Below are 23,070 nucleotides of genomic sequence, written 5' to 3'. Positions count from 1 at the left end.
TTCCTCCGGTTTACTTGTCTCTATTCTTCGCGAATAGATTCATCTATTTTCAATTTAAGCTGTTGAATAAGATCAGTTGTACTAGAATCAGCCACCATATTCTTAGTTAAATCTCTTGAAATCCCAAAAGTACCTATCACTTGATTCTCCAAATCAAATAATGGCATCTTTGTAGTAGTCTCATACTTAACTTCACCATTATTAAGATCCACAACCTGAATTCTATTAATCATTGGCTTACCAGACTCCATAATTTTGACCTCATCCTCACGGGATGAGTCAGCATGCTCTCCAAAAAAGTCATAATCTGATTTACCTTCTAAATTACTAGTCCCAAACAATGCTTCCATGGATTTACTCCATCTTATGAACTTACTGTCTTTATCTTTAAAGTAAATTGAATCAATACTATGATCTAATAGAGCACCCAATAAAAACTTCTCACGTTCATAATATTCCCTCATTTTGAACATTTTATCATTTTTACCTGCCTCTCCCGAGATCTTGATCATACTTACTCCTTCTCTAAGAGAATCGGCAATTTGCGTCAGCTCAGTTATTTTATCATTGTACCCATCCATTCCAGTCGAGAGTTCTGTAGCACTACTAGCCACTTCTTCTGTACCAGCAGCTGTCTGTTCAGCTATCACTACAACTCCTTCTATTATGGTCACTACGTTGTTAATTCCTTCTGTCTGATCTTTTGTACTTACTAAAATTCCTTCTGAAAAATTCAATGTGTCAGTTGAAGACTTTGAAATATCTTCGAATGCCTCAACTACTTGTTTAGATGTGACTTGACCGTTTTTCACACTTTGATTCATTGTGGTAATGGCCTTAGCAGCAGCATTTGTATCTATTTGAACATCATTAATTAAAGTTTCGATTTCTCTAGCTGAATTTCGGGAATCTTCTGCCAGTTTTCTAATTTCCTCAGCTACGACAGCAAACCCTCTACCTGCATCCCCTGCTTGAGCAGCTTCTATTGCCGCATTTAAAGCAAGTAAGTTTGTTTGGGAAGCTATCTCAGTAATCAACCCTAGAACACGAGCTATTTCTTGAGACCTTTCAGTGAGAACCTTGATTGAGTCGTTAGCTTGAGTAGAAAATTGACCTATATCGTCCATATTTTCTACCATATTATGAACCATCTTCATTCCTCTTTCACTAGTCTCTACTCCCTGCTTAGCAGCGCGGTTAATATTTTCAGCTCTATCTCCTACATCATTGGAAGTTCTAAGAATTGTTTCTATCAACAAAGATGACTCATCAACTTTTGTCACTTGATTTTGTGCACCATGACTCATTTGGGAAATAGCTGAGGCTATCTCTCGTGTATTGGTACTCATTTCTTGACTAGAAGTAAGCATCTCTTCAGAGGCATCGTCGATTGTTACAGCTGTTTTTGAGATTTGGTAGAGAAGACCATCTACATTAGCTAAGGCAATATTTAAATTATCAGCCATTCTTTTAATGTCTCCTTTTGATTCTTCATTGTAACGCTGAGTCATATCTCCAGATGACAACTTACTGAACAAGGAATTGAATGTAAATAAAGGTTTAGATAGAGAATCTATTAAACTATTAATTGACCCACTAATATCTCTCCAAACACCTTGTTTGTCGTTTAGCTCTACTCTTGTATTAAGCTCACCCTGATCTCCTACCAACCAGATAACTTCTCGTGTTTCGTTTATTAAATTAGAAAGATGATCTCTAATCAAAACCAATGAATTCCCTAATTCATCTTTTTCACTACTCACCTCAAACTCTGCATTTAAAAAGCCAGAACCAATCTGCTTAGAAAATTCTACCTTTTTATACATATCGTTAATCAGCCTATTGACTGAAGCTGATAAGCGACCCAATTCTGTATTGTCTTCAACTAAATCGGAATTTCCTTCTAGCTCTCCAATGGAAAGTTTATCGATCAAAGTTTTAATTTCATTAATTCTAGCATTTCCTCCTTCTGTACTAGTTAATGATCTAATAAATAGAACTAAAGAAATTAATAAAACCGAAGATCCTAATATTAGGCCTGTAACTGAAATATATTGAAAATCTGATACTAGTTGCTCATTGATACCAGAGTTCACAAGTTTTTTTGTAGAAAAGTAGAAAAACATAGACAACGTCAATAACAACACAGACAATGCTCCACTTAAAACTAATCCTTGTTTATTTATCTCCAGTCTCATTGTTTTTTTCTTATTCGCTTGTAATCTCAGTTCGAGCCATCAAGTCGTGAATATCAATCCAAACAATCATTCGTTTTTCTCTCTTGATAATTCCTTTTACATAATCAGAAATCTGACCAGAGTTGTTAATAATATTAGAAGGAGGATCTATCTCGGCTTTTGATACGATCATTGTATTGGGTACCGTAGTACAACTAATTGCGAATTGCATTTCCTCACTCTTAATAACCAAAACAAATTTTGGGTCTGCTTTCTCTTTAACCTCTTCAGCCTTAGAAAACATCTTTAAGAGATTAATAATTGCTAATACATTCCCTCGAACATTCGCTACTCCTTTCACATAATCGGGCACTTGAGGAATAATAGCAATTGGAGGAATAGGAACGACTTCCCTAATATCATCAATAGAAATAGCATACTCTTCTTCTCCTACTGGAAATACAATAAGCATGACACGATCAGAATCTAGAATCGCAGCCTCAAGCATATCTTGTTCTTGGGCTTTTAATGCTTCTTGTCCACCACTAGCACTAACGGCAGCTACAGATTCGTTTATTTCCTGAAGTTTAGTAGCGTCCATACTTGATGTTGTAGCTGGAACAGCACTTTCTGCATCGGAAGGTTGAACCTCTGCAGGCTTTGATTCACCTTTATTAATATTTTTCCCTAGAGACATTTTATACAAGTCTAAGTCCTATGACACTCTTATAATTATACTCATCAAAGAGCCTTTCTTGCATGCTCATTGGATAGTTATGAATATCTTTCAAGAACATTTCAATAGCTTTTGGATTGTAAGTTCCATCATTAGTTTCTTTAGCAATATTTTTTGGAATAAAGTAAACTTCATCCAAAGCACTAAAACTTACTTTATTTGTTACAAACTCAACATCCTCTCCTGGTACTAATGATTCGCCAGATCCTTTAATCATTTTTAAATTATCAGAACGATCATAAAAGAACAAATCATGATTGGCACCAGACATAGATAATATTTCGTTCTTTTTATCAATTACTGTAATTGCAATATCAATTGTAGCAGTCATTTTCTTACCTCTATTAACATATCGAACATTAATTCGATTAGCCAATTCTCTCAAAAGTTCATCTGACTTAATGTTCTTTTCCTTGTACACCATTTCAGTCATCATTACACCAATAAAAGTATTCAATGTTAGTGCTTGAATAGAATCTGTTTTAGAATGAAAAGATGCTAGTACAACACGGTCATTCAAATCACCAAACCAGTAACCATTCTTATTAACAGACTGATGATCATAAATAATAATAGAGTCTTCAATATAAAGCTTTAACTCTTGCTGTATAGGCATCAATGACTCTTTTAATTTTAAAAGATCATTAGTATCGCTTTCTATGAATTCTGGTCTTGTTTTTGCCTTGTTAGACTCTACTAAATCATTAATTTCATTATCTAAAGCGGTTGTTTCAGGAGTCTCAACAAGAGACATCGTAGACTCTAAAAGATCTAATGATTCATTCTGAGTTTTGTAATCCTCTTCCTCCTTCTTAGGTTCTTCTTGCAATGAACCTTTTCTAAGTTTAAGAGCCCTGTCAAATTCCTCTCTTAAAGCATTTTTATTCCAAGGCTTGACCATAAACCTATCTAAACCTACTTCATCATCCACTCTTAAAATCTCCTCTTCGTCACTAAATCCTGTCATTATCATCCTAACTATGTTAGGGTACTTAGGAACAATTTTTAGAAGTAGTTCAACACCTGTCATATTAGGCATCCTTTGGTCGGTCATTATTAAATCAATAGGCACCGATTCCAGTAACTCAATAGCATCTGCACCACATATAGCAGTATGAACATCGTAATAGTTTCTAAAAGCTCTTTCAAAAATTCGCAAGTTGACTTCTTCATCATCTACATACAAAACCTTGTATTTCTTAGCCTTGTCTACCTTATAAGTTCTGTTGAGTACTTGCGCCACGTTGAATTAAGTTTCTTTTAGTTTCTGATTTTTTTCAATTTGATCTTCTTTGGTAAAGAAACGAAAAATGTAGTTCCTTCTCCTTCTACACTTTCTACCTTTACAGTACCACCATGTTTCTCTATTATACCATAGGTAATACTAAGACCAAGACCTGTTCCTTTACCAACTGGCTTGGTGGTATAAAATGGATCAAATATTTTTCGCTGAACTTCTTCTGACATCCCTTTACCATCATCTTTGATTTGTATTTCGATGTTGTCATCATCTTTGTTGATAGTTCGGATAGTAATAGTTCCTTTAAAGTCTATTGCATCTGATGCATTACCTATTAAGTTCACCAGTGCTTGGTTAAGTTGTCCAGGTAGGCACTTGATAGTTGGCATATTGTGATCAAATTCCTTTAAAACCTTTGCCTTTTTCTTGTATTTCGGTTTAAGAATTAGAAGAGCATTATCTACAATATCATGAACATGCGACTCTTTTACATCTAGCTCATCCTGTCTTGAGAAAATTCTCAATCCATTAACAATTTCTGTAATTCTATTGGTACCATAATCCACATCTTCTAACGATTCTTGTATTGATTGAATAATACCATCATACTCTTTATCGTCACTTCTAAGTATTTTATAATACTTTTTAACATCCTCTAGAGACTCTTGTTCACAAACGCTCCTATAATTATCAATGAATACTCCTACTTGCTCAAAATTCTCTTTAAGAGTATTGATACCATTCGAAACAAAATTGACGGGGTTATTAATTTCATGAGCTATCCCCGCAGTTAACTGACCCAATGATGACATTTTTTCAGCATGAAGAATCATTGCCTGTGCATCTTCAAGTTTATGATACACTTTATCCAACTCTTCTTGAAAGCCTGTTTCTTGACTTACGTTTTTCAAACTCTCTTGCGCTTCTTTAAACTTTTGAGCTAGTTCATCGTATGCTGCCTGAAACTTAACTCGCAGTTGTTTGTTTTGGTCGTTAGATGCTTGAAGTTTTTTAACTACTTCCCTACCTTGATTATGTTTTAATTTTACTTTCTCTTTTAAGTTTATGACCTGCTGCTCATACTTATTCTTGACTAAGTTTTCACGACTAATAGCCTTATCTCTTTCTTCCTCTGCTTTCTGTGTTTTATTAAAGAACATTACAGAAACACCTATTCCTGCAAATAGGGCAATAGCAAAGAGTATCATAAAAATATTGATACCTCCTGCCTCAGATGAAGCAGCTGTGGTGGCAGCTAAGGCTGGTTGGACAAAAAGTCCAAATATTAAAAGTAAGCGGATTGATTTTTTGATCACTTTTTGACTTGATTGAAATATTTAACGTCCAAACACTTTAAAATCAGTGATAATCAGACGACATGATGAATTAAAAATTAGTAATAATAAGATTAAAACCCAATTAACTAGCCTGTCTTAATTGCTGTTTAATTTTATATACCCCTACAAATTTAAATGGATGATTATAGTGTTGACTTATTTCCTTTCCTGCATCTAGTATTTTTTCATTATTCTTTTCATAAAACCAATTAAATACTATCTGCCTATTAGCATTAGCCAGAGAAATCAATTTTTTTACAAGAATATAAATATAGGTAGTAGAACCAGTCATATTCTTCAATGCAAAATTGATAGTAATAACTTCATTCTTATATTTCTCAAACTTATGTAATTGACTAAATACATGCCCATAAAAGCTTAGTGGATCATCAGGAGTAGAAACTCCGGTGATGTCCAAATATCCTTCCTCTGGATTGAATTCAACCATAGGAGTAGAGCCAGTAGACCTAATAATATAACCGTCCATAGCGATTTTTAAAGATGAACTTCTTCGTAATTTAACGCATTATACAAGAACAAATCTATCCAAACGACAATTGCTCTACAAGACGTTAAAACACCTAATATCTTGTAGGAAAAACCCCTAACAAAAAAAGACTAAAAATCCTTTACTGACTCTTTGAGTATTCGAATAGTCAAAACGAAAAAACAATATTTTTCATCCATTGGGTCAAAGTAATATTCGTACTCTGTTCCTGTTTTTTTCTTGATATCAATAAATCCAAGACCTGCCCCACCTACACTACTAATTGATCCTTCTTGCATCTTTTGCTTGTGAAGCTCTCGTAATCCATCTTTATCAAGGGCATTGATATGATCCAACATATCTCTAAGACGAACTACATTCTCATTTTCTATCTGATTACCAGTAGTAACGTAGTATTCTGTATCACTATTTCCTATTACAAAAATCCCTTCTTGAGCAAGTCCCGTCTGTAAATCACTAGAGGCATATTCTGCAGTACTATCTGCATGTTTACAAATGTTTTGTAAGGCTTCAATCATTACATGATAGACTCTTTTAGTCGCCTGACGAGGAAGACCTTCATCCTTCATCTGACTCTCCATCATATCTGTAATCCCATCGATAGTAGGTTGAGTCACTTTACCATAATAAACAATATTAGCGTGTCCCTCACCCATCTTCTCCTTGAATGTCATGACATTCTTGAGATGATTCAACATATTATACTGCTTACTAGCTCTTGGGCGTCTCATACTCCTACTTACTTCCGTTTTATTCGTTTTCTCAAATGCGAATTAAATATATGAATCTCTAAGATAAAACATATATAATCAGTCATAATATGACCTAATTATAAATACTCTCAATATCTATCTCTAATTCACCTAAATTCAATAAAGCATTAATCAAACTTACTTTAGAAAAATTTTGAAGATTACTTTTTAGAATCTTAATTTCTTTCAAAATTCCTCTATCAATTAAAAAAGAACGTTTTACTCCTTTCAACAAATAGGTATTTGGCGTATACCATCCTTCTCCATCATAAAACGCTAAATTAGCAAAATAAGAATCAGTTAATTCCCCTTTGCTATTTACAATTATTATATCATCATTCTTACCTTTTGACGAATACAGCTCGGTCAATAATGTTCTTGATAAAGATTTATAAGAATATGACATATCCTTCCCTTCTACTAATTTCAATGTAAATACAGGTTTAACTACATAAGGTTCAATCTGAACACGAAATTCAGAAGCATTATACAGAAACCTACATTTGTAACGACCTTGCTTAGGCATAATATGCTGTAAAAGAATTTCATCTATTACAAAAGGGCTACCATTAAAGTGATTATCCCAAGTCCAATTAAGTCTTGCTTGATGATATTTCAACAACTTTGGCTGACCATCTTGAATGCAAATAGTTTCAACGAATTGGAACATACACCTTATCAATTAACTCTTGGTATTCCGTAAAGGCATCACTCAAGTAATGTATACCTCCTCCACTTTTATAAATGAGCTTATCGTTTTTCTTTTCTATATATCTTATCAAGACTCCACTATCAAATGAATCTCCATCAAAATACCCTATCACTCCAGTATAAAAACCACGATCATACTGCTCCGCTCTACTAATAATTTCAAGGGTTTTCTTTTTGGGGGCACCACTGATAGATCCCGCAGGCAGAAGTGAAAATAAAATATCGCCTAAAATATCGTGAAAATTATGATCTAACTCCCCTGTAATCTTACTACTTACTTGAAACAGATTCTTTTCATTCGTATAAACCTCTTCAACATAACGAAAATCTTCAACAGTAACTTTGGAGGCAAACTTGCTCATATCATTTCTAATAAGATCTACTATGGTGGCATGCTCTGCCATCTCCTTTGCATCAGAAAGAATTATCTTTTTTGCATCAGGAATTCTCGAGTCAATTGTTCCCTTCATAGGAAAAGAAGAAATCCTGCTATTTTTTATCTGAACAAATTTCTCAGGGGAGAACACAACAAATTCATTCTTGAACCACAATTTATACCTAGCCTCGCTTTGAATAAATACATCTCGCAATTCTCCTTCTAACTCAATAGATGTGGGCTGTGTAAGATTAAGTAAATACGAGTTCCCTTTTCCCAACTCTGAATGAACAAGATCGAATGAGCGCTTGTAATGCTCAAAAGGTAATGGTGACTTTTTAATAGAAAGATTAACCGAAGATTTGCCTAGACCATGCGCATTCGTTCTGCCATTTATTCTATATAATACTTTATTTGGGTCTATCTCCTTCTCTTCCCAAACAAAGTTATTCTTCCCTGAAAAATCCGAAATGAATAAAAAAGGTCTTCGCAAACCTGCCAATTCATTGATGCGAGAAATTGCTAGCTTCTTACTTAGACTCTTCATTTACTTTACTTCCTACCAGACGTTTCCACATTCTTAATTCGAACTCCCAAAAGAATTTGAACTTCCCGAAAATCAATCCATAAAAAAGTAGAATTAGGTTATAAATTGGTAGAATAAAAATATAGTACAGGACACTGTATAAAGTACTATCAGCTACCTCTTTTGAAATCAAACCAAGAAGTTCTCCCTTCAGAAACATTACAGTAAATCCTGTACTAGCAAAGACAATTAGTACAATGACTAGATCTGTCATAGACTCCAGTTTCCACTTTGATTGAAGTTTCTTCAAATACCTCATTAAAATAACTTATCTAGATATTTATCTTTTGAAAGAACCTTGGCACTAGTCTTATCTAAAACAAGAAATTGCTCCCAAAAGTCGTTCTGAGGAACTCCTGCTGTTACCTTAACTGGTTCCTTGCTCACTGGATGAATAAAGTCTAGATGACGTGCGTGAAGATTAATGCTAGCGTCAGGATTGGGTCTGGCAAAACCATATTTAATATCTCCTCGTATTGGACATCCCATACTAGCTAATTGGACTCTTATCTGATGAGGCCGCCCAGTCAAAGGCCTCACTTCTAACAAGTAATGTTCATTCAGCCTCCCCAAAACTTTATATTTTAACTCGGCTCTTTGAGAACCATCTATTTGTTTATCATATGCGGTTGTCTTGTTTATTTTTTCATCTTTCTTCAACCAATGAATAAGCTTATCTTCTTTTTTAGGTGGTCGATTCTTTACGATGGCCCAATAAACTTTACTTACTTTTCGATCCTTAAAAATCTTATTCATGCGCTCAAGCGCTTTGGACGTTCTAGCGAAAACAACCGCTCCACTGACAGGACGGTCTAACCTGTGAACGCTGCCTAAAAAAACAGCGCCTGGTTTATCATATTTCTTTTTGATATAATCTTTACAGAGATCTAGTAACGGTACGTCACCAGTCCTATCACCCTGAACCAAAACCCCAGGTGATTTATCAACAATCAGCAAATGATTATCTTCATAGATAGGTACAAACGCTTTCTTTACCATGCAGCAAAATTAACCGAATACATTAGAGTATTATACAATAAATGGTTTATTACAGGCTGTATGATACATTGACCTTAAATACTAGGTTTTCACTTTTGTTTCGAAAAGCATACTTTCCATATCTATAATGTGCCTCAACTCCCGCGGTCAAATAAGCAAGATTAACAAGACTTACTCTAATCAAGTTCTTCAAACCCACTCCAGCTTCAAAATAGCCTTGTTCCATTGTCTTAAATTCCACTTGATTATGCACTTCAGAATCCTCTAATTCCCCAATACCCGTACTGTGAAACACTACTAATTCAGGCTTAATAACCTTACTGTTAATCAAGACATTCCCAAAGTTGTGACGCAAAAACAATGCAGCATATTGATCTGACAAAAATTCATAACGTCCCATGGTCTGAAAAAATCCCCAAACGGCCACGTATGAATCCCTATTACCAGATCCAGTCATTAAATAGGAATATGGTAGACTACCATTTGTATAGTTTCCTTTGGCAATCATTCGAGTCTTACCTAAACGATACTTCTTTTCATAATGAAAGTATAAATCATATCTAGTATAATCAAAATCACCACCCAATAGCGAAGGGTCTGCATAAGCATATCGAAATTTAATTATAGGAAACTCTACACCAGTAGCGACCTTTCGTCCATAGAGGTCTACATACCTTTCTTTTCTAGCAAACCTCATCGAGATTGCCATTTCATTAAGGTCATAAGCCTCCAAAACACCATTTTCTGTTTGAACACTATAATCGTATGTTGGATTTAATTCTGCTTTTTTTATACTAAACTGAGCATATGTAAATGGAGCAACTCTACTATTTGCAGTGACCTTATAATGAGTTTCCATATCAAATAAATTCCCTTGAAATGATCGTATTAAATCAGCCAAATTACCATAGCTCTTTTCAAAATAATCTACAGCCCCTACCTCTCTAAGATCATGACGATAATTCAGTAACAGATAGGAGCTATTCCTTCTGTTAAATTCAAATTTCATATTGGCCCCATATTTCCAAACTCTGTCTCCAGTTCCATACCCTCCATATCCTCCAACTTTAAACCATTTCAACAAATTATCATTGGTCTCTAAGCCTAGACCTAGCCTCAACTTTTCATACCTATTATAGCCTATAATATCATTTAAACGAAGGTCTAACTTCCCAACCTCATATCTCTGAGTGAAAAGAGATTCAATAGCAGTTTCAATTGGTCTCAATCTGCGGGAGATACTATCCATTTTATTAAAAGTCTCCAATTCCATTACATCGAGTGCTGTAGGTCGTTTCTTCTCAATCAGTTTGATACTCTTCTTAGGATCTTGTCTTTGGATACTTAAACTCACATCGCTAAAATCGTCGGCAGTAAGGTTAGGATTTATACTGATATCTGACAGATACCTATAATTTTCTAAAACCACTCTATGGCCGTAGTATTTAAAATCTTGCAACACCCAATTAGTATACTGCATCACAGGGAACCATTGTCCTTTAACCATATCATAGTTTTGTTCTATTTTCAGCCCGACAGTAGACTTTTGATCGGCATTTTCAGCGACTACATGTGTGATTGCATAATCATTCTGATGAATAGAAACTTCCCCAACAAAACCATCTATTTTTTTCCCTTGCTTTGGCTCAAAACTTAACACCCAAACAGTATCAATACCATGATAGAAAAGAGTATCCTCTATATAAAAGTCATATTGAGATAGACCTGCTGGATTAATTGGGTTTACATATTCTGTACCCAGCATACTAATAACTGGCTTATAAAACCCCAGCGGCTGATAGCTTGAACCTGTTGCTGCCAATAAACCACTATTAAAACCTGACACATTCGTAGCCAAAACAGTCTCATTTCTCATACCTGGTTTCATGTATTTGACTTCAGATACAGACTCCGCTACAAAAATGTGTCGTTGTCTAAGGTTTTTTTCAATCTGTAGCTTTATTGAATCATTCTTAGACATTCCTGTATTAGCACCAAGTAAGTTTAAAAGCGAGTCTGAAAAAGCTTCATTTGGGTCAAGCCTATATATCTCTTTTGCATAAGAAGTGAACTGATGACTTCTCAATCTATCTGGATCATGAAGCTCTCTATTTTTGATAGTTCGGCGAATTATTTCGTTAGCTGGGTTTTCTCTAGCTTGAAAAACTACCTCAGATAACTGCTGTATATCCTCTTCTAAAAAAATATTAGGATTTTTACGAAGATCCGATGCAGTAATAGCTTGCATATGATAACCTACGTTTCTTACAAGAATGACTCCTTGGTAAGAACTTGGTAGATTTAATTGATAAGCTCCATTAATGTCAGAGGTAACTCCATTCCCTGTATCACCGATGGCTATAGAAACAAAGGGTAAAAGCTCACCTGTTGATTTTGATTTTATCTCCCCAGTAATAGTCTGAGAGAAACCATCAAAGATTGACATTAAGAAGACAATGCAGAAAGTCAAATGTCGCAGTTGTCTTTTTAGCATAATTAGATATTTATTTCTGGGTAAAGTTAAAATTCACTCGTAAAGTGGAATGAAATATCTGGAAAATTATCTTGAACCATCTGAAGCCATGCACGTGATTCTGCCATAAAGACCATTTTACCATCCTTATCTTGAGCAACATGACGATATTTAGATTTGATAAATTCTTCTAATTTTTTCTTGTCGTCGCTACTAAACCAACAAGCTTTGAAAAGATTCATTGGAGCAAAACGACATGAAGCACCATATTCATGCAATAACCTATGCTGAATTACTTCAAATTGAAGAGCTCCTACTGTACCTACGACTTTTCTAGATCCCATTTCATAAGTAAACAACTGAGCAACACCTTCATCCATTAATTGAGTCAACCCCTTGTCAAGCTGTTTGGTTTTCATAGCATCAGTATTGATCACTTCTCTAAATATCTCTGGTGAAAAACTTGGAATACCTTTATACATTCCTTTTTCACCTTCGCTCAAAGTGTCTCCAATCTTAAGGTTACCAGTATCATATAACCCAACAATATCTCCTGGAAAAGCCTCATCTATAATCTCCTTGCTCTGAGCCATGAATGCAGTAGCATTAGAGAATCTAAATTTTTTATCTAGCCTAGAATGATAGTAGGTGTCCCCTCTTTTAAATTTACCTGCACACACTCTCACGAAAGCTATTCGATTTCTATGCTTAGGATCCATATTAGCGTGAATCTTAAACACAAATCCAGAAAATTTTGACTCTGTAGGTTCTACTATTCTAACTTCTGTTTCTCGCTTAATTGGATTAGGTGCAATATCAATGAAACAGTCTAATAGTTCCTGAACTCCAAAATTATTCACGGCACTACCGAAGAAAACCGGTGCCACTTCTCCACTTCTATATGTTTCAAGGTCAAATTCTGGATAAGCTCCATCCACTAGTTCTACATCTTCGCGCAATGTTTCTGCATAATTATCACCAATCAACTCTTCTAATCTTGGGTCATTAATATCTTCAATCAAAACATCACTATCAGTATCTAGTGTCTGCTTACTAGCAGTAAAAAGCTTAAGTTTCTTTTCGTAGAGACTATACACACCTTTAAATGTCTTACCCATACTGATTGGCCAACTCAGGGGACGGACTTTGATATCTAATTTTGCTTCAATTTCGTCGAGCAAATCATATGGATCTTGTCCTTCACGGTCAAGCTTATTTATGAAAACCATCACAGGCGTATTCCTCATCCGACAAACTTCCATAAGTTTTTCTGTCTGAATCTCTACTCCTTTTACACAATCGACAACAAGCACCACACTATCAACAGCAGTCAATGTCCGATAAGTATCCTCTGCAAAATCTTGGTGACCAGGAGTATCAAGAAGGTTGATTTTTCGGTCTTTGTAATTGAAACCCATTACGGAAGTGGCAACGGAGATACCTCTCTGTTTCTCAATTTCCATAAAATCAGAGGTAGCATGACGATCGATTTTATTTGACTTAACTGCACCTGCAGTTTTGATAGCTCCTCCGAAAAGAAGAAGTTTCTCAGTCAAAGTAGTCTTACCAGCATCAGGGTGACTGATGATTCCAAATGTTCTCCTCTTATCTATCTCTCCTTGTAGACTCATTCTTCCTTATAATTAATTAGCAGTATAATTATATAATACCAAAATTTGGCGGCAAAGATAGAGTTTAGATTTGAGATTTAAATATTGTATGGGATGACTTATAACTAACTGAGACAAATGTCAATCCAAAAATAACAGGCATGAAGGTGATTTGATTCCTCCAAAAGTTTTTAGTAACTCAATACCTCCATTTTCTTCAATTGAATAAAAACTCAACGTATGAGAATCTTGGCCTAACACAATTAAATATTTCCCATCAGAAGAAATATTAAACTCTCTTGGAGTCTTGTCTACCAAATAGGTATAGGTGAGCAACCTAATTAACCCATCTTCTAACATTTCATATATAGTCAACATATTAATTTCACGATTGGCTACATATAAATAATGCCCATTGGGATGCATTCTAATGGCAGCTGAACTAGGTGTTCCTTTGAAATATTTTGGAATAGATTCAACTTGTTGTAATAGCTCTTTCGACTCTGCATCAAATACCGATACTCTACCAGTTAATTCAGAAACAACATAAACATAGACCCCATCATCAGATAGCACCATATGTCTGGGTCCTTCACCTTCTGGCAAGACTAAATCATCTTCTGGCAACGCAAAAACAACACCTTCAACCAGCTTGTATGCAACGCATCTATCCAAACCCAAATCTGGAACATAAAACTTTTCTTCATTCACAAAACAAGTCATATGGGCATGAGGTGATTCTTGTCGAAATTGATTTACACTCTTTCCTTGATGCTGGATCATATTTCTTTTACCCACAAATTGCCCATCTAAGACCCCTTGAATAATCACATTCCCAGAGCCATAATTAGCGATAAGTAAATTTCCTTCATGAATATTAGCATGACATGCTAAACTTCCTACGATCAATTTTTGGTCTGTAATCTCAAGAGCACTGCCATTATTAATTTTATAGGAAAAAAGCATAGGAGCACTTTGTTCAAATAACTCTTCCGCTGCATATAAGTATTTCTTATCCTCACTAAGTGCTAGATAAGCTGGATTTCGCTGTTGCTGTTTAGATAAAAGAGTTAATTCTAGCTTCTCTTGGTTAAACTCAAAAATGGAAATCCCATCCCCTTCACCTATAATTTCTTCAGATAGTTTTTCAGTATAGCTTCCGACTATGATCTTCATACCTTTTTATTTTTGAGCATTGTCTATGCGAATATATGGCTGATAGAACCTCTGAGATCATTATTCTGACAAAAATTATTCAACTGATTTTATTTAAAATTACCGTCGAGATAAGATTTCATATCCTATAGATTCTAATAGATACCAGTATACCATTAATATCTTTTGGATGGGGCGGTATCTACTCCATTTAAGGAATGAATATCAGAGTTATTAAGAGTGATTGGGATATTTAAACCAGAGAAGGGAATTTGTGATATGAAATCAATGACATTCAAGAATAAACTAGCTTATCAAAGCTGTTTTTTTTCAGGAGGAAGTATTAGCTACACTTCTATTCTGCGAAAAACAACATCTAAATAAACTCATTGTAAATGCATATTTATTGGCCTCTATTCTTAGATTAAAAAAACTCAATGAACGCCTAAAAATTCCAATGGATCATAAAAATAATATTTGAGTTGTTCTTCATTGAAACATTCTAAAGTAAAAGAACTAAACTTTCTTTCGCTATTGTTGACATCGTAGCGTAGAGGTCTAGGTGCTCGTTTCAGAACCTCAAAATGAAAATGATCAAATTGCCAACCAAATCGATCCAGTTCTTCTCTATTAAAAAATCTTGCAACAGGTTCTCCAGCCTCAACCCAATCTCCTAGGTGTACTTCAATATCGGCTACATGCTCATATAAAGTCCAAAATTGTTCATCGTGGTTAATAATTATTTGAGCATATGCAGCATCTCGCCGAATGCTAATCACTTCTCCATCAGCTATAGCTAGTATTGGAGCATGATCATAATCTCCATTAGCTCTTTTAATATCTACTCCTGTATGTAAATGTGCAGGAACCCTTGGTCTAGCCTTTCTCTTTACACCAAACTGACCAATCTTGGTCAATTCGATGTGATTTGACGGAATAGGTAACTCAACTAAAAAACTAGAATTAACAAGAAAGAAAACAACAAATAGCATTTTATTCATAGCAATCAATATTACCAAAATCGTGAGACATCACCAGATTAGTTCTATGTGCTTTACTTATGTTAAGAAATCTTGGCAGCTAATAAAACCTTGCTTTTGCAATCCTCTGCCACTATGACATACAAAAATCTGCCAAAGCCGTTTGGCACAAGCATTGTTGAAGGTGGAGTGCAATTAAGAATAAAAATTTCGAAAGAGAATAATTTATAAATCATGGGTAAAATAATCGGTATCGATTTAGGGACGACCAACTCTTGTGTATCCGTAATGGAAGGAAACGAGCCAGTGGTGATTCCTAATAGCGAAGGAAAAAGAACCACTCCATCAATCGTTGCATTTTTGGATGGTGGCAAAGGAGAGAGAAAAGTTGGTGATCCAGCCAAAAGACAAGCAATCACTAACCCTGAGAACACTATTAGCTCTGTGAAGAGATTCATGGGTAAGAAATTCGGAGAGATCTCTGAAGAAAAGAAAAGTGTCTCTTACAAAGTAGAAAGTGGAAACAATGACACTGTAAGAGTATCTATCGGTGATAGAACATATACTCCTCAGGAACTTTCTGCTGTAATTCTTCAAAAAATGAAGTCTACGGCTGAAGATTTCCTAGGAACTGATGTAAGTGAGGCTGTTGTAACTGTACCTGCTTACTTCAACGATGCTGAGAGACAAGCGACTAAAGAGGCTGGTGCTATCGCTGGTCTTGACGTTAAAAGAATCATCAATGAGCCTACTGCAGCGGCATTAGCTTATGGCCTAGACAAGAAAAACGCTGATATGAAAATTGCAGTGTTTGACCTTGGTGGTGGAACGTTCGATATCTCAATCCTTGAGTTAGGTGACGGTGTATTTGAAGTAAAATCGACTAATGGTGATGTCCATCTAGGTGGTGATGACTTTGACACTGTTATCATAGATTGGTTAGCTGAAGAATTTCAAAATGATGAAGGACTTGATCTAAGAAAAGATCCAATGGCTCTTCAAAGATTGAAAGAAGCTGCTGAAAAGGCTAAAATTGAGTTATCTTCAGGAACTTCTACTGAAATTAACTTGCCATACATTATGCCTGTTGATGGTGTTCCTAAGCACTTGGTTAGAACTTTATCAAGAGCTAAGTTCGAGCAATTGGCCGACAGTTTAGTAAAAAGGTCAATGGAACCTGTAAAAGCTGCTTTGAAGGATTCTGGTCTTTCTGTATCAGAAATCGACGAAGTAATCTTAGTTGGTGGATCTACTAGAATTCCAGTTATCCAAGAAGAAGTTGAGAAGTTCTTTGGCAAGAAGCCTTCTAAAGGTGTAAACCCTGACGAAGTGGTAGCCGTAGGAGCTGCAATCCAAGGTGGTGTATTAACAGGTGAGGTCAAAGATGTTCTTTTACTAGACGTAACTCCACTTTCTTTAGGAATAGAAACTATGGGAGGTGTGATGACTAAATTAATTGAGGCTAACACTACGATCCCAACTAAAAAGTCTGAAGTATTTTCTACAGCGGCTGACAATCAGCCTTCTGTTGAGATCCATGTAGTTCAAGGTGAGAGACCTATGGCGAAGGACAATAAGTCTCTAGGTAGGTTTCACTTAGATGGTATCCCACCAGCACCGAGAGGTATTCCTCAAATAGAAGTGACTTTTGATATCGATGCAAATGGTATCATGCATGTAACTTCTAAAGATAAAGGAACGAACAAAGAGCAAAGCATTAGAATCGAAGCTTCTTCAGGATTGACTGATGAAGAAATCGAAAAGATGAAGCAGGAAGCTGAAGCTAACGCTGAGGCAGATAAGGCTGAAAAAGAGAAGATTGAGAAAATCAACGCTGCTGACTCTATGATCTTCCAGACTGAAAAGCAATTAAAAGAGTTTGGTGACAAATTGTCTGCTGACAACAAGTCTAAGATCGAAGGAGCTTTAGAGCAATTGAAAGAAGCTCATAAATCTGCTGATTTAGCTGCTATTGACACTGCTTTAGAAGGTATGAACAAAGCTTGGGAAGGTGCTTCTCAGGAGATGTACCAAGCAACTCAAGACGCACAAGGTGGAGCTGCCGGTCCTGATGCTGGAGCAGGTCAGCCAGGTGCAGACGCTGGTGCAGGAGACTCTGATGTGTCAGACGTAGAATTTGAAGAAGTAGACGATAAGAAGTAATCTTATCATAGCAATAGATGAAAGCCCATCTCGACTTTGTCGGGGTGGGCTTTTTATTTTACCCTCCTGCCAAAAACCATAATCACATATCCTACTTTAACATCATACATCTCAGTCGAGGTTGTATATTTGTGACCTGTTAAGATATGAGAATATGACTTTACAAAACGACTTAATAATTCGCGCTGCAAAAGGAGAAAAAACTGAAAGAGTACCTGTATGGCTAATGAGACAAGCTGGAAGGATTCTTCCTGAATATCGAGCCGTTAGAAACAGCGTGAGTGGATTTATTGAGTTAGCACAAACTCCTGAATTAGCAGCCGAAGTCACTATTCAACCAGTAGACATCTTAGGCGTTGATGCTGCAATTATCTTCTCTGACATTTTAGTAATTCCTGAAGCCATGGGACTTCCTTACAAAATGATCGAGAAGAAAGGACCTTTCTTTGAAGAAACTATTAAGTCAGAGGCTGACCTAAAAAAAGTACGAATTGCTGATCCACATGAAGACCTAAATTACGTTGCTGAAGCGATTAAGATAACTAAAAGAGAATTGAATGGTAGAGTTCCATTGATTGGCTTCGCTGGTGCACCTTGGACCATCTTCTCTTATATGGTAGAAGGAAGTGGCAGCAAGACCTTTTCTAAGGCTAAAAAAATGCTCTACGCTGAGCCTGAACTATCTCACAAGCTTCTTGAAATGATTACGGAAAGCACAATTAAGTACCTTAAAATGCAGATTGAGTGTGGTGCTGACATTGTTCAAATATTTGATTCTTGGGCTGGAATTCTTTCTCCTACCCAATACGATGAATTTGCATTGAAGTACATTTCTAAGATTTGTGACGCAATCAATGAAGTACCTGTAACCGTGTTCGCTAAAGGAGCTTTCTTTGCTCGAAAAAGAATGTCAGACCTAAATTGTGAAACTATCGGTCTTGATTGGAACATGAGTTTCGCTGCGTCCAGAAGATTAATAGGAGATTCTAAAACACTACAGGGAAACTTAGACCCCTGTGTTCTTTACAGCTCTGACAAGGAAATTGAAAGACAAACTATTCAGATGTTAGAAGAGTTTGGAGGTCACAGACATATTGCCAACCTTGGTCATGGTGTCTATCCTGACATCAAACCTGAGAAAGTAAAAGTATTTATAGAAACGGTTAAAAAGTGGAGAGCTTGATCGTCTATTAGTTTATTCCCCTTCTAACGGGGGTTCTTTTTTTCCTAAGTGAATCAAAATTTTATTGTAAAGGTCATTTGGATCGAACGGCTTGGTGATATAGTCATCCATACCAGCTTTAAATACCTTATCACCTACATCTAACATGACTGATGCAGTCAATGCAAGTATTGGTATCTCTACTCCATTCTTTCGCAATTCCTTAGAAGCAGTATAACCATCCATTATTGGCATTTGGAGATCCATCAGTATAATATCATAAACATTTAATGACACTTTCTCCACAGCCTCTCGCCCATTTTCTGCCAAATCAACTTCAATATCCCATCTAGAAAGGAATTTTTTCGCTACCATAACGTTAACTGGATTGTCCTCTACTAGCAATATCCTTACACCTTTCAAGTCATGTTCGTCTTTCTTAATAGTCTCTGTGCTATGCTCTTGCTCTTCACTGATAGTAAACGGCTGGGTAAAATAAAATCTAGAGCCTTGCCCTTCGATGCTGAACAAATTGATTTTTATATTTTGCATTGCTAGTATCTTTTTGGTAATCGACAACCCTAAACCTGTTCCGCCATATTTTCTCGTAGTAGAAGTAGATGCTTGGGAGAAGCTATCAAATATTTTAGCTTGTTTTTCTTTTGGTATTCCTATACCTGAATCTTCAACAATAAATTTGATAGAAACCTTTTTTTCATTTCGACTGATTATAGCGAGGCTTAAAGTAACTCCTCCTTTGTTTGTGAACTTGATGGCATTACCAATTAAATTAGTCAGAACTTGACTTAATCTTAACCCATCACAGATAACAAACTTCGGAATGTCATCATCACAGATAAAATTCAGATAAATGCTCTTCTCCTCTGCTTTCTTTTCAAAACCCTTTATAATGTTTTTGGCCAACTCAATAATATTAGTATCGACCAAATCAAATTCTATCTTTCCAGACTCCAACTTACTGTAATCTAGCACATCATTGATAAGAATATGTAAATGTTCCGCCGAAAACCTAAGAGTTCTAAGGTCCTCTTCATGATCCTTTTTGGGTTTATCGCTAATTAAAAAGTTAGTCAATCCAATTACTGCATTGAGAGGTGTTCTTATCTCATGCGAAATCATTGATAAAAAGTCAGACTGTGACTTAGCTGCTTCTTCTGCCTTTTCTTTTGCCAACTCTAAATTCCTGCTGTACCTATTGAATAATATGATAGACTGAACAAAATAAAACTGCTGGAATCCTATAAAAGTATAAAACATAGGGACTTCAAATGCACCAAAGTATTCCAAAATCTGCATTATCACGACTCCAAAAAGCACTAAAGAACTAACTAATGACAACCGTGATCCATTCCTATTGTTTAATACAGCAATGATGTAAGTGTAGAGTAAATAGAAAAAAGACACCGAGACAAAAACTGAAAAAGGTGCAACTACATGTGTAAAAACTGTGACCGGAGCAAAAAGAGCGAGTAATACACATACTGAAAAGAAGACTGTAGCAAATGATAAAAAGACTCTTGAGGTCTCTTTTTTATACAAGTAGTATGAATAAAAACAAAAAAACAGTGCAGATAAAAATGTCGTTACATACTCAAACTTCACCGTCAGCAACCAAGGCAAATCTGGCTGCAATGAGTGTAAAACATAATTCCCTGAACCAATAGCTCTATAGCTAAAGAAGAAGCAAAACAGTGAATAGAAAAGAATATGTTTTTCATGCCTTCCAAACCAATAAAGAATCATGAAAAACAAGCCTATAAAAAACAAGCTAGCTGCCATGATCAAGTCATTAGCTTCTTCCCTCTTTCGATGTGTTTGCATGTATACTTTCTCACCTATGACTATTGGGTATCTAGCTCCTCCACGAGCATGCCTAAAATTAGACACTTGGAGAACTATATCTAGCGTATCACTTTTGACTTTGAGATCATGAGTAATGAGTTGCCAGTGAGGTACAGAAGTTTCCTCAGATATACCGACATGACCATTTGCAGAAATAAATTCTCCATTTACTAATAAAAAATAAGCACTATAGAAATGAGGTATAGAAAGTGTTAGTTCTGGTGTGATAGAGCTTAATATAACTCGTGCTCTGTAGGTTGCATACCCCTCCGGCGAGATTTTATCCTTACCCACCATTTCATAATTCCAAAGCTTTGTAAACTCTCGATAGTGAACAGTATCAGGTTTGTGCAGATCAAAATCTTCAGAAAAGAATAATTGCTCCCAATAAAATTCCCATTCACCATCTAATTCAACTGAACCGTCTGTACGAAACTCCCATTCTCGTAAATCGACAATACCATTTTCTATTTTTGGAGAAGGTGCTTTGGAAAGTACCGTAAATGGCTGTAGAGCGATAAACAGCCACAAAAAAGTAATATGATTGATCTTTATAGAATATTGCAATTCTCAACAGGTTTCTAGATCGGTAAATCTAATAAGTATTCGTAAAACCAATCCTTAGACTCAAAACAAATACCTGAAGTACTCATTCAAAATGAGCAGTATTCTTTTTTGCTGATCGCGAATTTGTCATTCAAAAACACATTGAACCGCTAAATCAGTTTGTTAAAACAATTAAAGTAATCTTATCAATGATACTTTTAAAATAGACGAGATCATTCTATCCATAAATTATAACTCAAAGCTATATCTCGGTTTTTGTTTAATAATTCACCAAATAATGTTCTATACTCATTTGAAATTCATCCATAGCTACAAAGAGACAAACTCTATCGAATCATCAAAAACATAAGTCTACATATAGATTTTGTAACATATAACAATCATTTTTGACATCACTTATGAACAACTATCAAATCCATAAAGTCAGATCAGAAGATCAACTAAAAATCACAAAAACTCTTTTCACCGAGTATCAAAAAGAACTTAACGTAGACTTATGTTTTCAATCTTTCGAACAAGAGCTAGCTTCTTTACCAGGTATATATGAACAACCAGATGGTGAAATTCTACTGTTAATTGACATTGAAACCAATCGTTATGTTGGATGTGTAGCTGTCAAAAAACTAGAGGGTCAAGATTGTGAAATGAAGAGGCTTTATGTCCAACCTGACTTTAGAAAGAAAAAGTATGGATTGGTTTTAACTCAGAATATTATAGAAGTTTCAAAACAGCTTGGCTATAAAAATATGTACTTAGATACCCTAGAGGTACTTTCAGGAGCAATCAGTCTCTATGAAAAAATTGGCTTTGAGAAAACTAATTCATACTATGACAACCCTCTTGAAGGAGTAGTTTATATGAAAATTAGCCTGTAGATCTCTTCTTGAATAGAAAACTCTGTTACTTCAGTATCCACTTTACTTGACTGCATTTTGAAATAATATTGAAAAAAAAAGCCTTGGACCAAAAAGGCACAAGGCTTTCAGCTGAATTTTATAATTCTTTATTTGTTACCCTTAGCATAGTCAGCTAAGAATTGAGCAAGACCTTTATCTGTCAATGGATGATTCAATAAGCCCATAATTGCTGACAATGGACATGTAACTACGTCTGCGCCTACTTCAGCACACTTAATTAAGTGAAGAGGGTTTCTTACAGATGCCGCTAATATTTCAGTCCCAAAATCGTAATTGTCATAGATATCAACTATCTGCTCTATTAATTCCATGCCATCAAATCCGATATCATCTAGTCTACCAATGAATGGAGAGATGTATGTAGCTCCAGCTTTCGCAGCTAAGATTGCTTGACCTGGACTAAATATCAATGTACAATTTGTTCTTATTCCTTTATCAGAAAGAGCTTTGATAGTTTTAACACCATCCTTGATCATTGGAACCTTTACTACGATTTTTGGATCTATAGCTGCTAGTTCTAGACCTTCTTTCAACATAGCATCATACTCAGTTGCTATTACTTCTGCACTGACTTTGTCATCTACAATATCACAAATAGCTTTATAATGGGCTCTTATATTCTCTTCACCTGTGATGCCTTCTTTTGCCATCAGCGATGGATTGGTAGTCACACCATCTAAAACACCTAAATCATACGCTTCCTTGATTTGATCAAGATTAGCTGTGTCGATAAAAAATTTCATACCTCTTAGTTTTCT

At 35.6% G+C, this 23,070-nt stretch carries 19 protein-coding genes; 3 read left to right on the top strand and 16 right to left on the bottom strand.

Annotated elements, in window-relative coordinates:
* Positions 1 to 20: 20 nt before the first annotated feature.
* From DKG80_RS01410 to DKG80_RS01345, 14 genes are all read right to left on the bottom strand, one after another.
* Positions 21 to 2,198, bottom strand: coding sequence for a methyl-accepting chemotaxis protein (locus DKG80_RS01410; protein ID WP_109829498.1), 2,178 nt, complete (start codon positions 2,196 to 2,198; stop codon positions 21 to 23).
* Between the two features lie 10 nt (positions 2,199 to 2,208).
* A complete protein-coding gene (locus DKG80_RS01405; RefSeq protein ID WP_162555613.1) occupies positions 2,209 to 2,874 on the bottom strand; it encodes a chemotaxis protein CheW in 666 nt (221 codons plus the stop codon).
* A gap of 1 nt (position 2,875) precedes the next feature.
* Complete coding sequence (locus DKG80_RS01400; RefSeq protein WP_109829496.1) at positions 2,876 to 4,156, bottom strand: response regulator; 1,281 nt, start codon at positions 4,154 to 4,156, stop codon at positions 2,876 to 2,878.
* Between the two features lie 17 nt (positions 4,157 to 4,173).
* On the bottom strand, positions 4,174 to 5,469 hold the full coding sequence (locus DKG80_RS01395; protein WP_109829495.1) for an ATP-binding protein: 1,296 nt from the start codon (positions 5,467 to 5,469) through the stop codon (positions 4,174 to 4,176).
* A 103-nt stretch (positions 5,470 to 5,572) separates the two neighbouring features.
* Positions 5,573 to 5,977, bottom strand: coding sequence for a DUF1987 domain-containing protein (locus DKG80_RS01390; protein WP_109829494.1), 405 nt, complete (start codon positions 5,975 to 5,977; stop codon positions 5,573 to 5,575).
* Between the two features lie 131 nt (positions 5,978 to 6,108).
* A complete protein-coding gene (locus DKG80_RS01385) occupies positions 6,109 to 6,729 on the bottom strand; it encodes a SiaB family protein kinase (RefSeq protein ID WP_109829493.1) in 621 nt (206 codons plus the stop codon).
* Between the two features lie 94 nt (positions 6,730 to 6,823).
* The gene (locus DKG80_RS01380; RefSeq protein WP_109829492.1) at positions 6,824 to 7,420 is read right to left on the bottom strand and encodes an aminotransferase class IV; all 597 of its coding nucleotides are present in this window, start codon (positions 7,418 to 7,420) and stop codon (positions 6,824 to 6,826) included.
* Positions 7,404 to 8,384 (bottom strand): aminodeoxychorismate synthase component I, encoded by a 981-nt coding sequence (locus DKG80_RS01375; protein ID WP_109829491.1) that lies wholly within the window; start codon positions 8,382 to 8,384, stop codon positions 7,404 to 7,406. The genes DKG80_RS01380 and DKG80_RS01375 overlap by 17 nt, the downstream gene beginning before the upstream one ends.
* Complete coding sequence (locus DKG80_RS01370) at positions 8,368 to 8,682, bottom strand: DUF6787 family protein (RefSeq protein ID WP_109829490.1); 315 nt, start codon at positions 8,680 to 8,682, stop codon at positions 8,368 to 8,370. The genes DKG80_RS01375 and DKG80_RS01370 overlap by 17 nt, the downstream gene beginning before the upstream one ends.
* On the bottom strand, positions 8,682 to 9,422 hold the full coding sequence (locus DKG80_RS01365; RefSeq protein ID WP_109829489.1) for an RluA family pseudouridine synthase: 741 nt from the start codon (positions 9,420 to 9,422) through the stop codon (positions 8,682 to 8,684). Before DKG80_RS01365 ends, DKG80_RS01370 begins: the two co-directional genes overlap by 1 nt.
* A gap of 49 nt (positions 9,423 to 9,471) precedes the next feature.
* Positions 9,472 to 11,916 carry a DUF5686 and carboxypeptidase-like regulatory domain-containing protein gene (locus DKG80_RS01360; RefSeq protein ID WP_109829488.1) on the bottom strand — a complete coding sequence of 815 codons (2,445 nt, stop codon included), beginning with the start codon at positions 11,914 to 11,916 and terminating at the stop codon, positions 9,472 to 9,474.
* Between the two features lie 26 nt (positions 11,917 to 11,942).
* The gene (locus tag DKG80_RS01355; protein ID WP_109829487.1) at positions 11,943 to 13,526 is read right to left on the bottom strand and encodes a peptide chain release factor 3; all 1,584 of its coding nucleotides are present in this window, start codon (positions 13,524 to 13,526) and stop codon (positions 11,943 to 11,945) included.
* Between the two features lie 120 nt (positions 13,527 to 13,646).
* Entirely contained in the window at positions 13,647 to 14,681 is a 1,035-nt protein-coding gene (locus tag DKG80_RS01350) for a lactonase family protein (protein WP_109829486.1), read from the bottom strand.
* A gap of 413 nt (positions 14,682 to 15,094) precedes the next feature.
* The gene (locus tag DKG80_RS01345) at positions 15,095 to 15,661 is read right to left on the bottom strand and encodes a M23 family metallopeptidase (protein WP_109829485.1); all 567 of its coding nucleotides are present in this window, start codon (positions 15,659 to 15,661) and stop codon (positions 15,095 to 15,097) included.
* 213 nt (positions 15,662 to 15,874) lie between these two features.
* Between DKG80_RS01345 and dnaK the strand changes: the two genes are divergently transcribed.
* A complete protein-coding gene (gene dnaK / locus DKG80_RS01340) occupies positions 15,875 to 17,803 on the top strand; it encodes a molecular chaperone DnaK (RefSeq protein ID WP_109829484.1) in 1,929 nt (642 codons plus the stop codon).
* Between the two features lie 154 nt (positions 17,804 to 17,957).
* Complete coding sequence (hemE, locus tag DKG80_RS01335; protein ID WP_109829483.1) at positions 17,958 to 18,986, top strand: uroporphyrinogen decarboxylase; 1,029 nt, start codon at positions 17,958 to 17,960, stop codon at positions 18,984 to 18,986.
* A 12-nt stretch (positions 18,987 to 18,998) separates the two neighbouring features.
* Here the strand turns inward: hemE and DKG80_RS01330 are convergent, their stop codons facing one another.
* On the bottom strand, positions 18,999 to 21,395 hold the full coding sequence (locus DKG80_RS01330) for a response regulator (RefSeq protein WP_162555612.1): 2,397 nt from the start codon (positions 21,393 to 21,395) through the stop codon (positions 18,999 to 19,001).
* A gap of 398 nt (positions 21,396 to 21,793) precedes the next feature.
* Between DKG80_RS01330 and DKG80_RS01325 the strand changes: the two genes are divergently transcribed.
* Positions 21,794 to 22,270 (top strand): GNAT family N-acetyltransferase, encoded by a 477-nt coding sequence (locus DKG80_RS01325; protein WP_109829481.1) that lies wholly within the window; start codon positions 21,794 to 21,796, stop codon positions 22,268 to 22,270.
* A gap of 128 nt (positions 22,271 to 22,398) precedes the next feature.
* Here DKG80_RS01325 and fsa read toward each other — a convergent pair whose 3' ends face one another.
* Complete coding sequence (fsa, locus tag DKG80_RS01320) at positions 22,399 to 23,055, bottom strand: fructose-6-phosphate aldolase (RefSeq protein ID WP_109829480.1); 657 nt, start codon at positions 23,053 to 23,055, stop codon at positions 22,399 to 22,401.
* Positions 23,056 to 23,070: the final 15 nt, after the last annotated feature.

The sequence above is a fragment of the Reichenbachiella versicolor genome (genome assembly GCF_003171675.1).
Classification (GTDB): domain Bacteria; phylum Bacteroidota; class Bacteroidia; order Cytophagales; family Cyclobacteriaceae; genus Reichenbachiella; species Reichenbachiella versicolor.
This window is presented reverse-complemented; position numbering and strand designations above follow the sequence as displayed.

What these genes read in the sequence shown, in the direction of transcription:
- DKG80_RS01365 (WP_109829489.1), bottom strand. Translation starts at nt 9,422, where the DNA reads ATGGTAAAGAAAGCGTTTGTACCTATCTATGAAGATAATCATTTGCTG.
- DKG80_RS01410 (WP_109829498.1), bottom strand. Translation starts at nt 2,198, where the DNA reads ATGAGACTGGAGATAAATAAACAAGGATTAGTTTTAAGTGGAGCATTG.
- DKG80_RS01390 (WP_109829494.1), bottom strand. Translation starts at nt 5,977, where the DNA reads ATGGACGGTTATATTATTAGGTCTACTGGCTCTACTCCTATGGTTGAA.
- fsa (WP_109829480.1), bottom strand. Translation starts at nt 23,055, where the DNA reads ATGAAATTTTTTATCGACACAGCTAATCTTGATCAAATCAAGGAAGCG.
- DKG80_RS01355 (WP_109829487.1), bottom strand. Translation starts at nt 13,526, where the DNA reads ATGAGTCTACAAGGAGAGATAGATAAGAGGAGAACATTTGGAATCATC.
- dnaK (WP_109829484.1), top strand. Translation starts at nt 15,875, where the DNA reads ATGGGTAAAATAATCGGTATCGATTTAGGGACGACCAACTCTTGTGTA.
- DKG80_RS01380 (WP_109829492.1), bottom strand. Translation starts at nt 7,420, where the DNA reads ATGTTCCAATTCGTTGAAACTATTTGCATTCAAGATGGTCAGCCAAAG.
- DKG80_RS01360 (WP_109829488.1), bottom strand. Translation starts at nt 11,916, where the DNA reads ATGCTAAAAAGACAACTGCGACATTTGACTTTCTGCATTGTCTTCTTA.
- DKG80_RS01385 (WP_109829493.1), bottom strand. Translation starts at nt 6,729, where the DNA reads ATGAGACGCCCAAGAGCTAGTAAGCAGTATAATATGTTGAATCATCTC.
- DKG80_RS01405 (WP_162555613.1), bottom strand. Translation starts at nt 2,874, where the DNA reads ATGTCTCTAGGGAAAAATATTAATAAAGGTGAATCAAAGCCTGCAGAG.
- DKG80_RS01350 (WP_109829486.1), bottom strand. Translation starts at nt 14,681, where the DNA reads ATGAAGATCATAGTCGGAAGCTATACTGAAAAACTATCTGAAGAAATT.
- DKG80_RS01375 (WP_109829491.1), bottom strand. Translation starts at nt 8,384, where the DNA reads ATGAAGAGTCTAAGTAAGAAGCTAGCAATTTCTCGCATCAATGAATTG.
- DKG80_RS01325 (WP_109829481.1), top strand. Translation starts at nt 21,794, where the DNA reads ATGAACAACTATCAAATCCATAAAGTCAGATCAGAAGATCAACTAAAA.
- hemE (WP_109829483.1), top strand. Translation starts at nt 17,958, where the DNA reads ATGACTTTACAAAACGACTTAATAATTCGCGCTGCAAAAGGAGAAAAA.
- DKG80_RS01345 (WP_109829485.1), bottom strand. Translation starts at nt 15,661, where the DNA reads ATGAATAAAATGCTATTTGTTGTTTTCTTTCTTGTTAATTCTAGTTTT.
- DKG80_RS01370 (WP_109829490.1), bottom strand. Translation starts at nt 8,682, where the DNA reads ATGAGGTATTTGAAGAAACTTCAATCAAAGTGGAAACTGGAGTCTATG.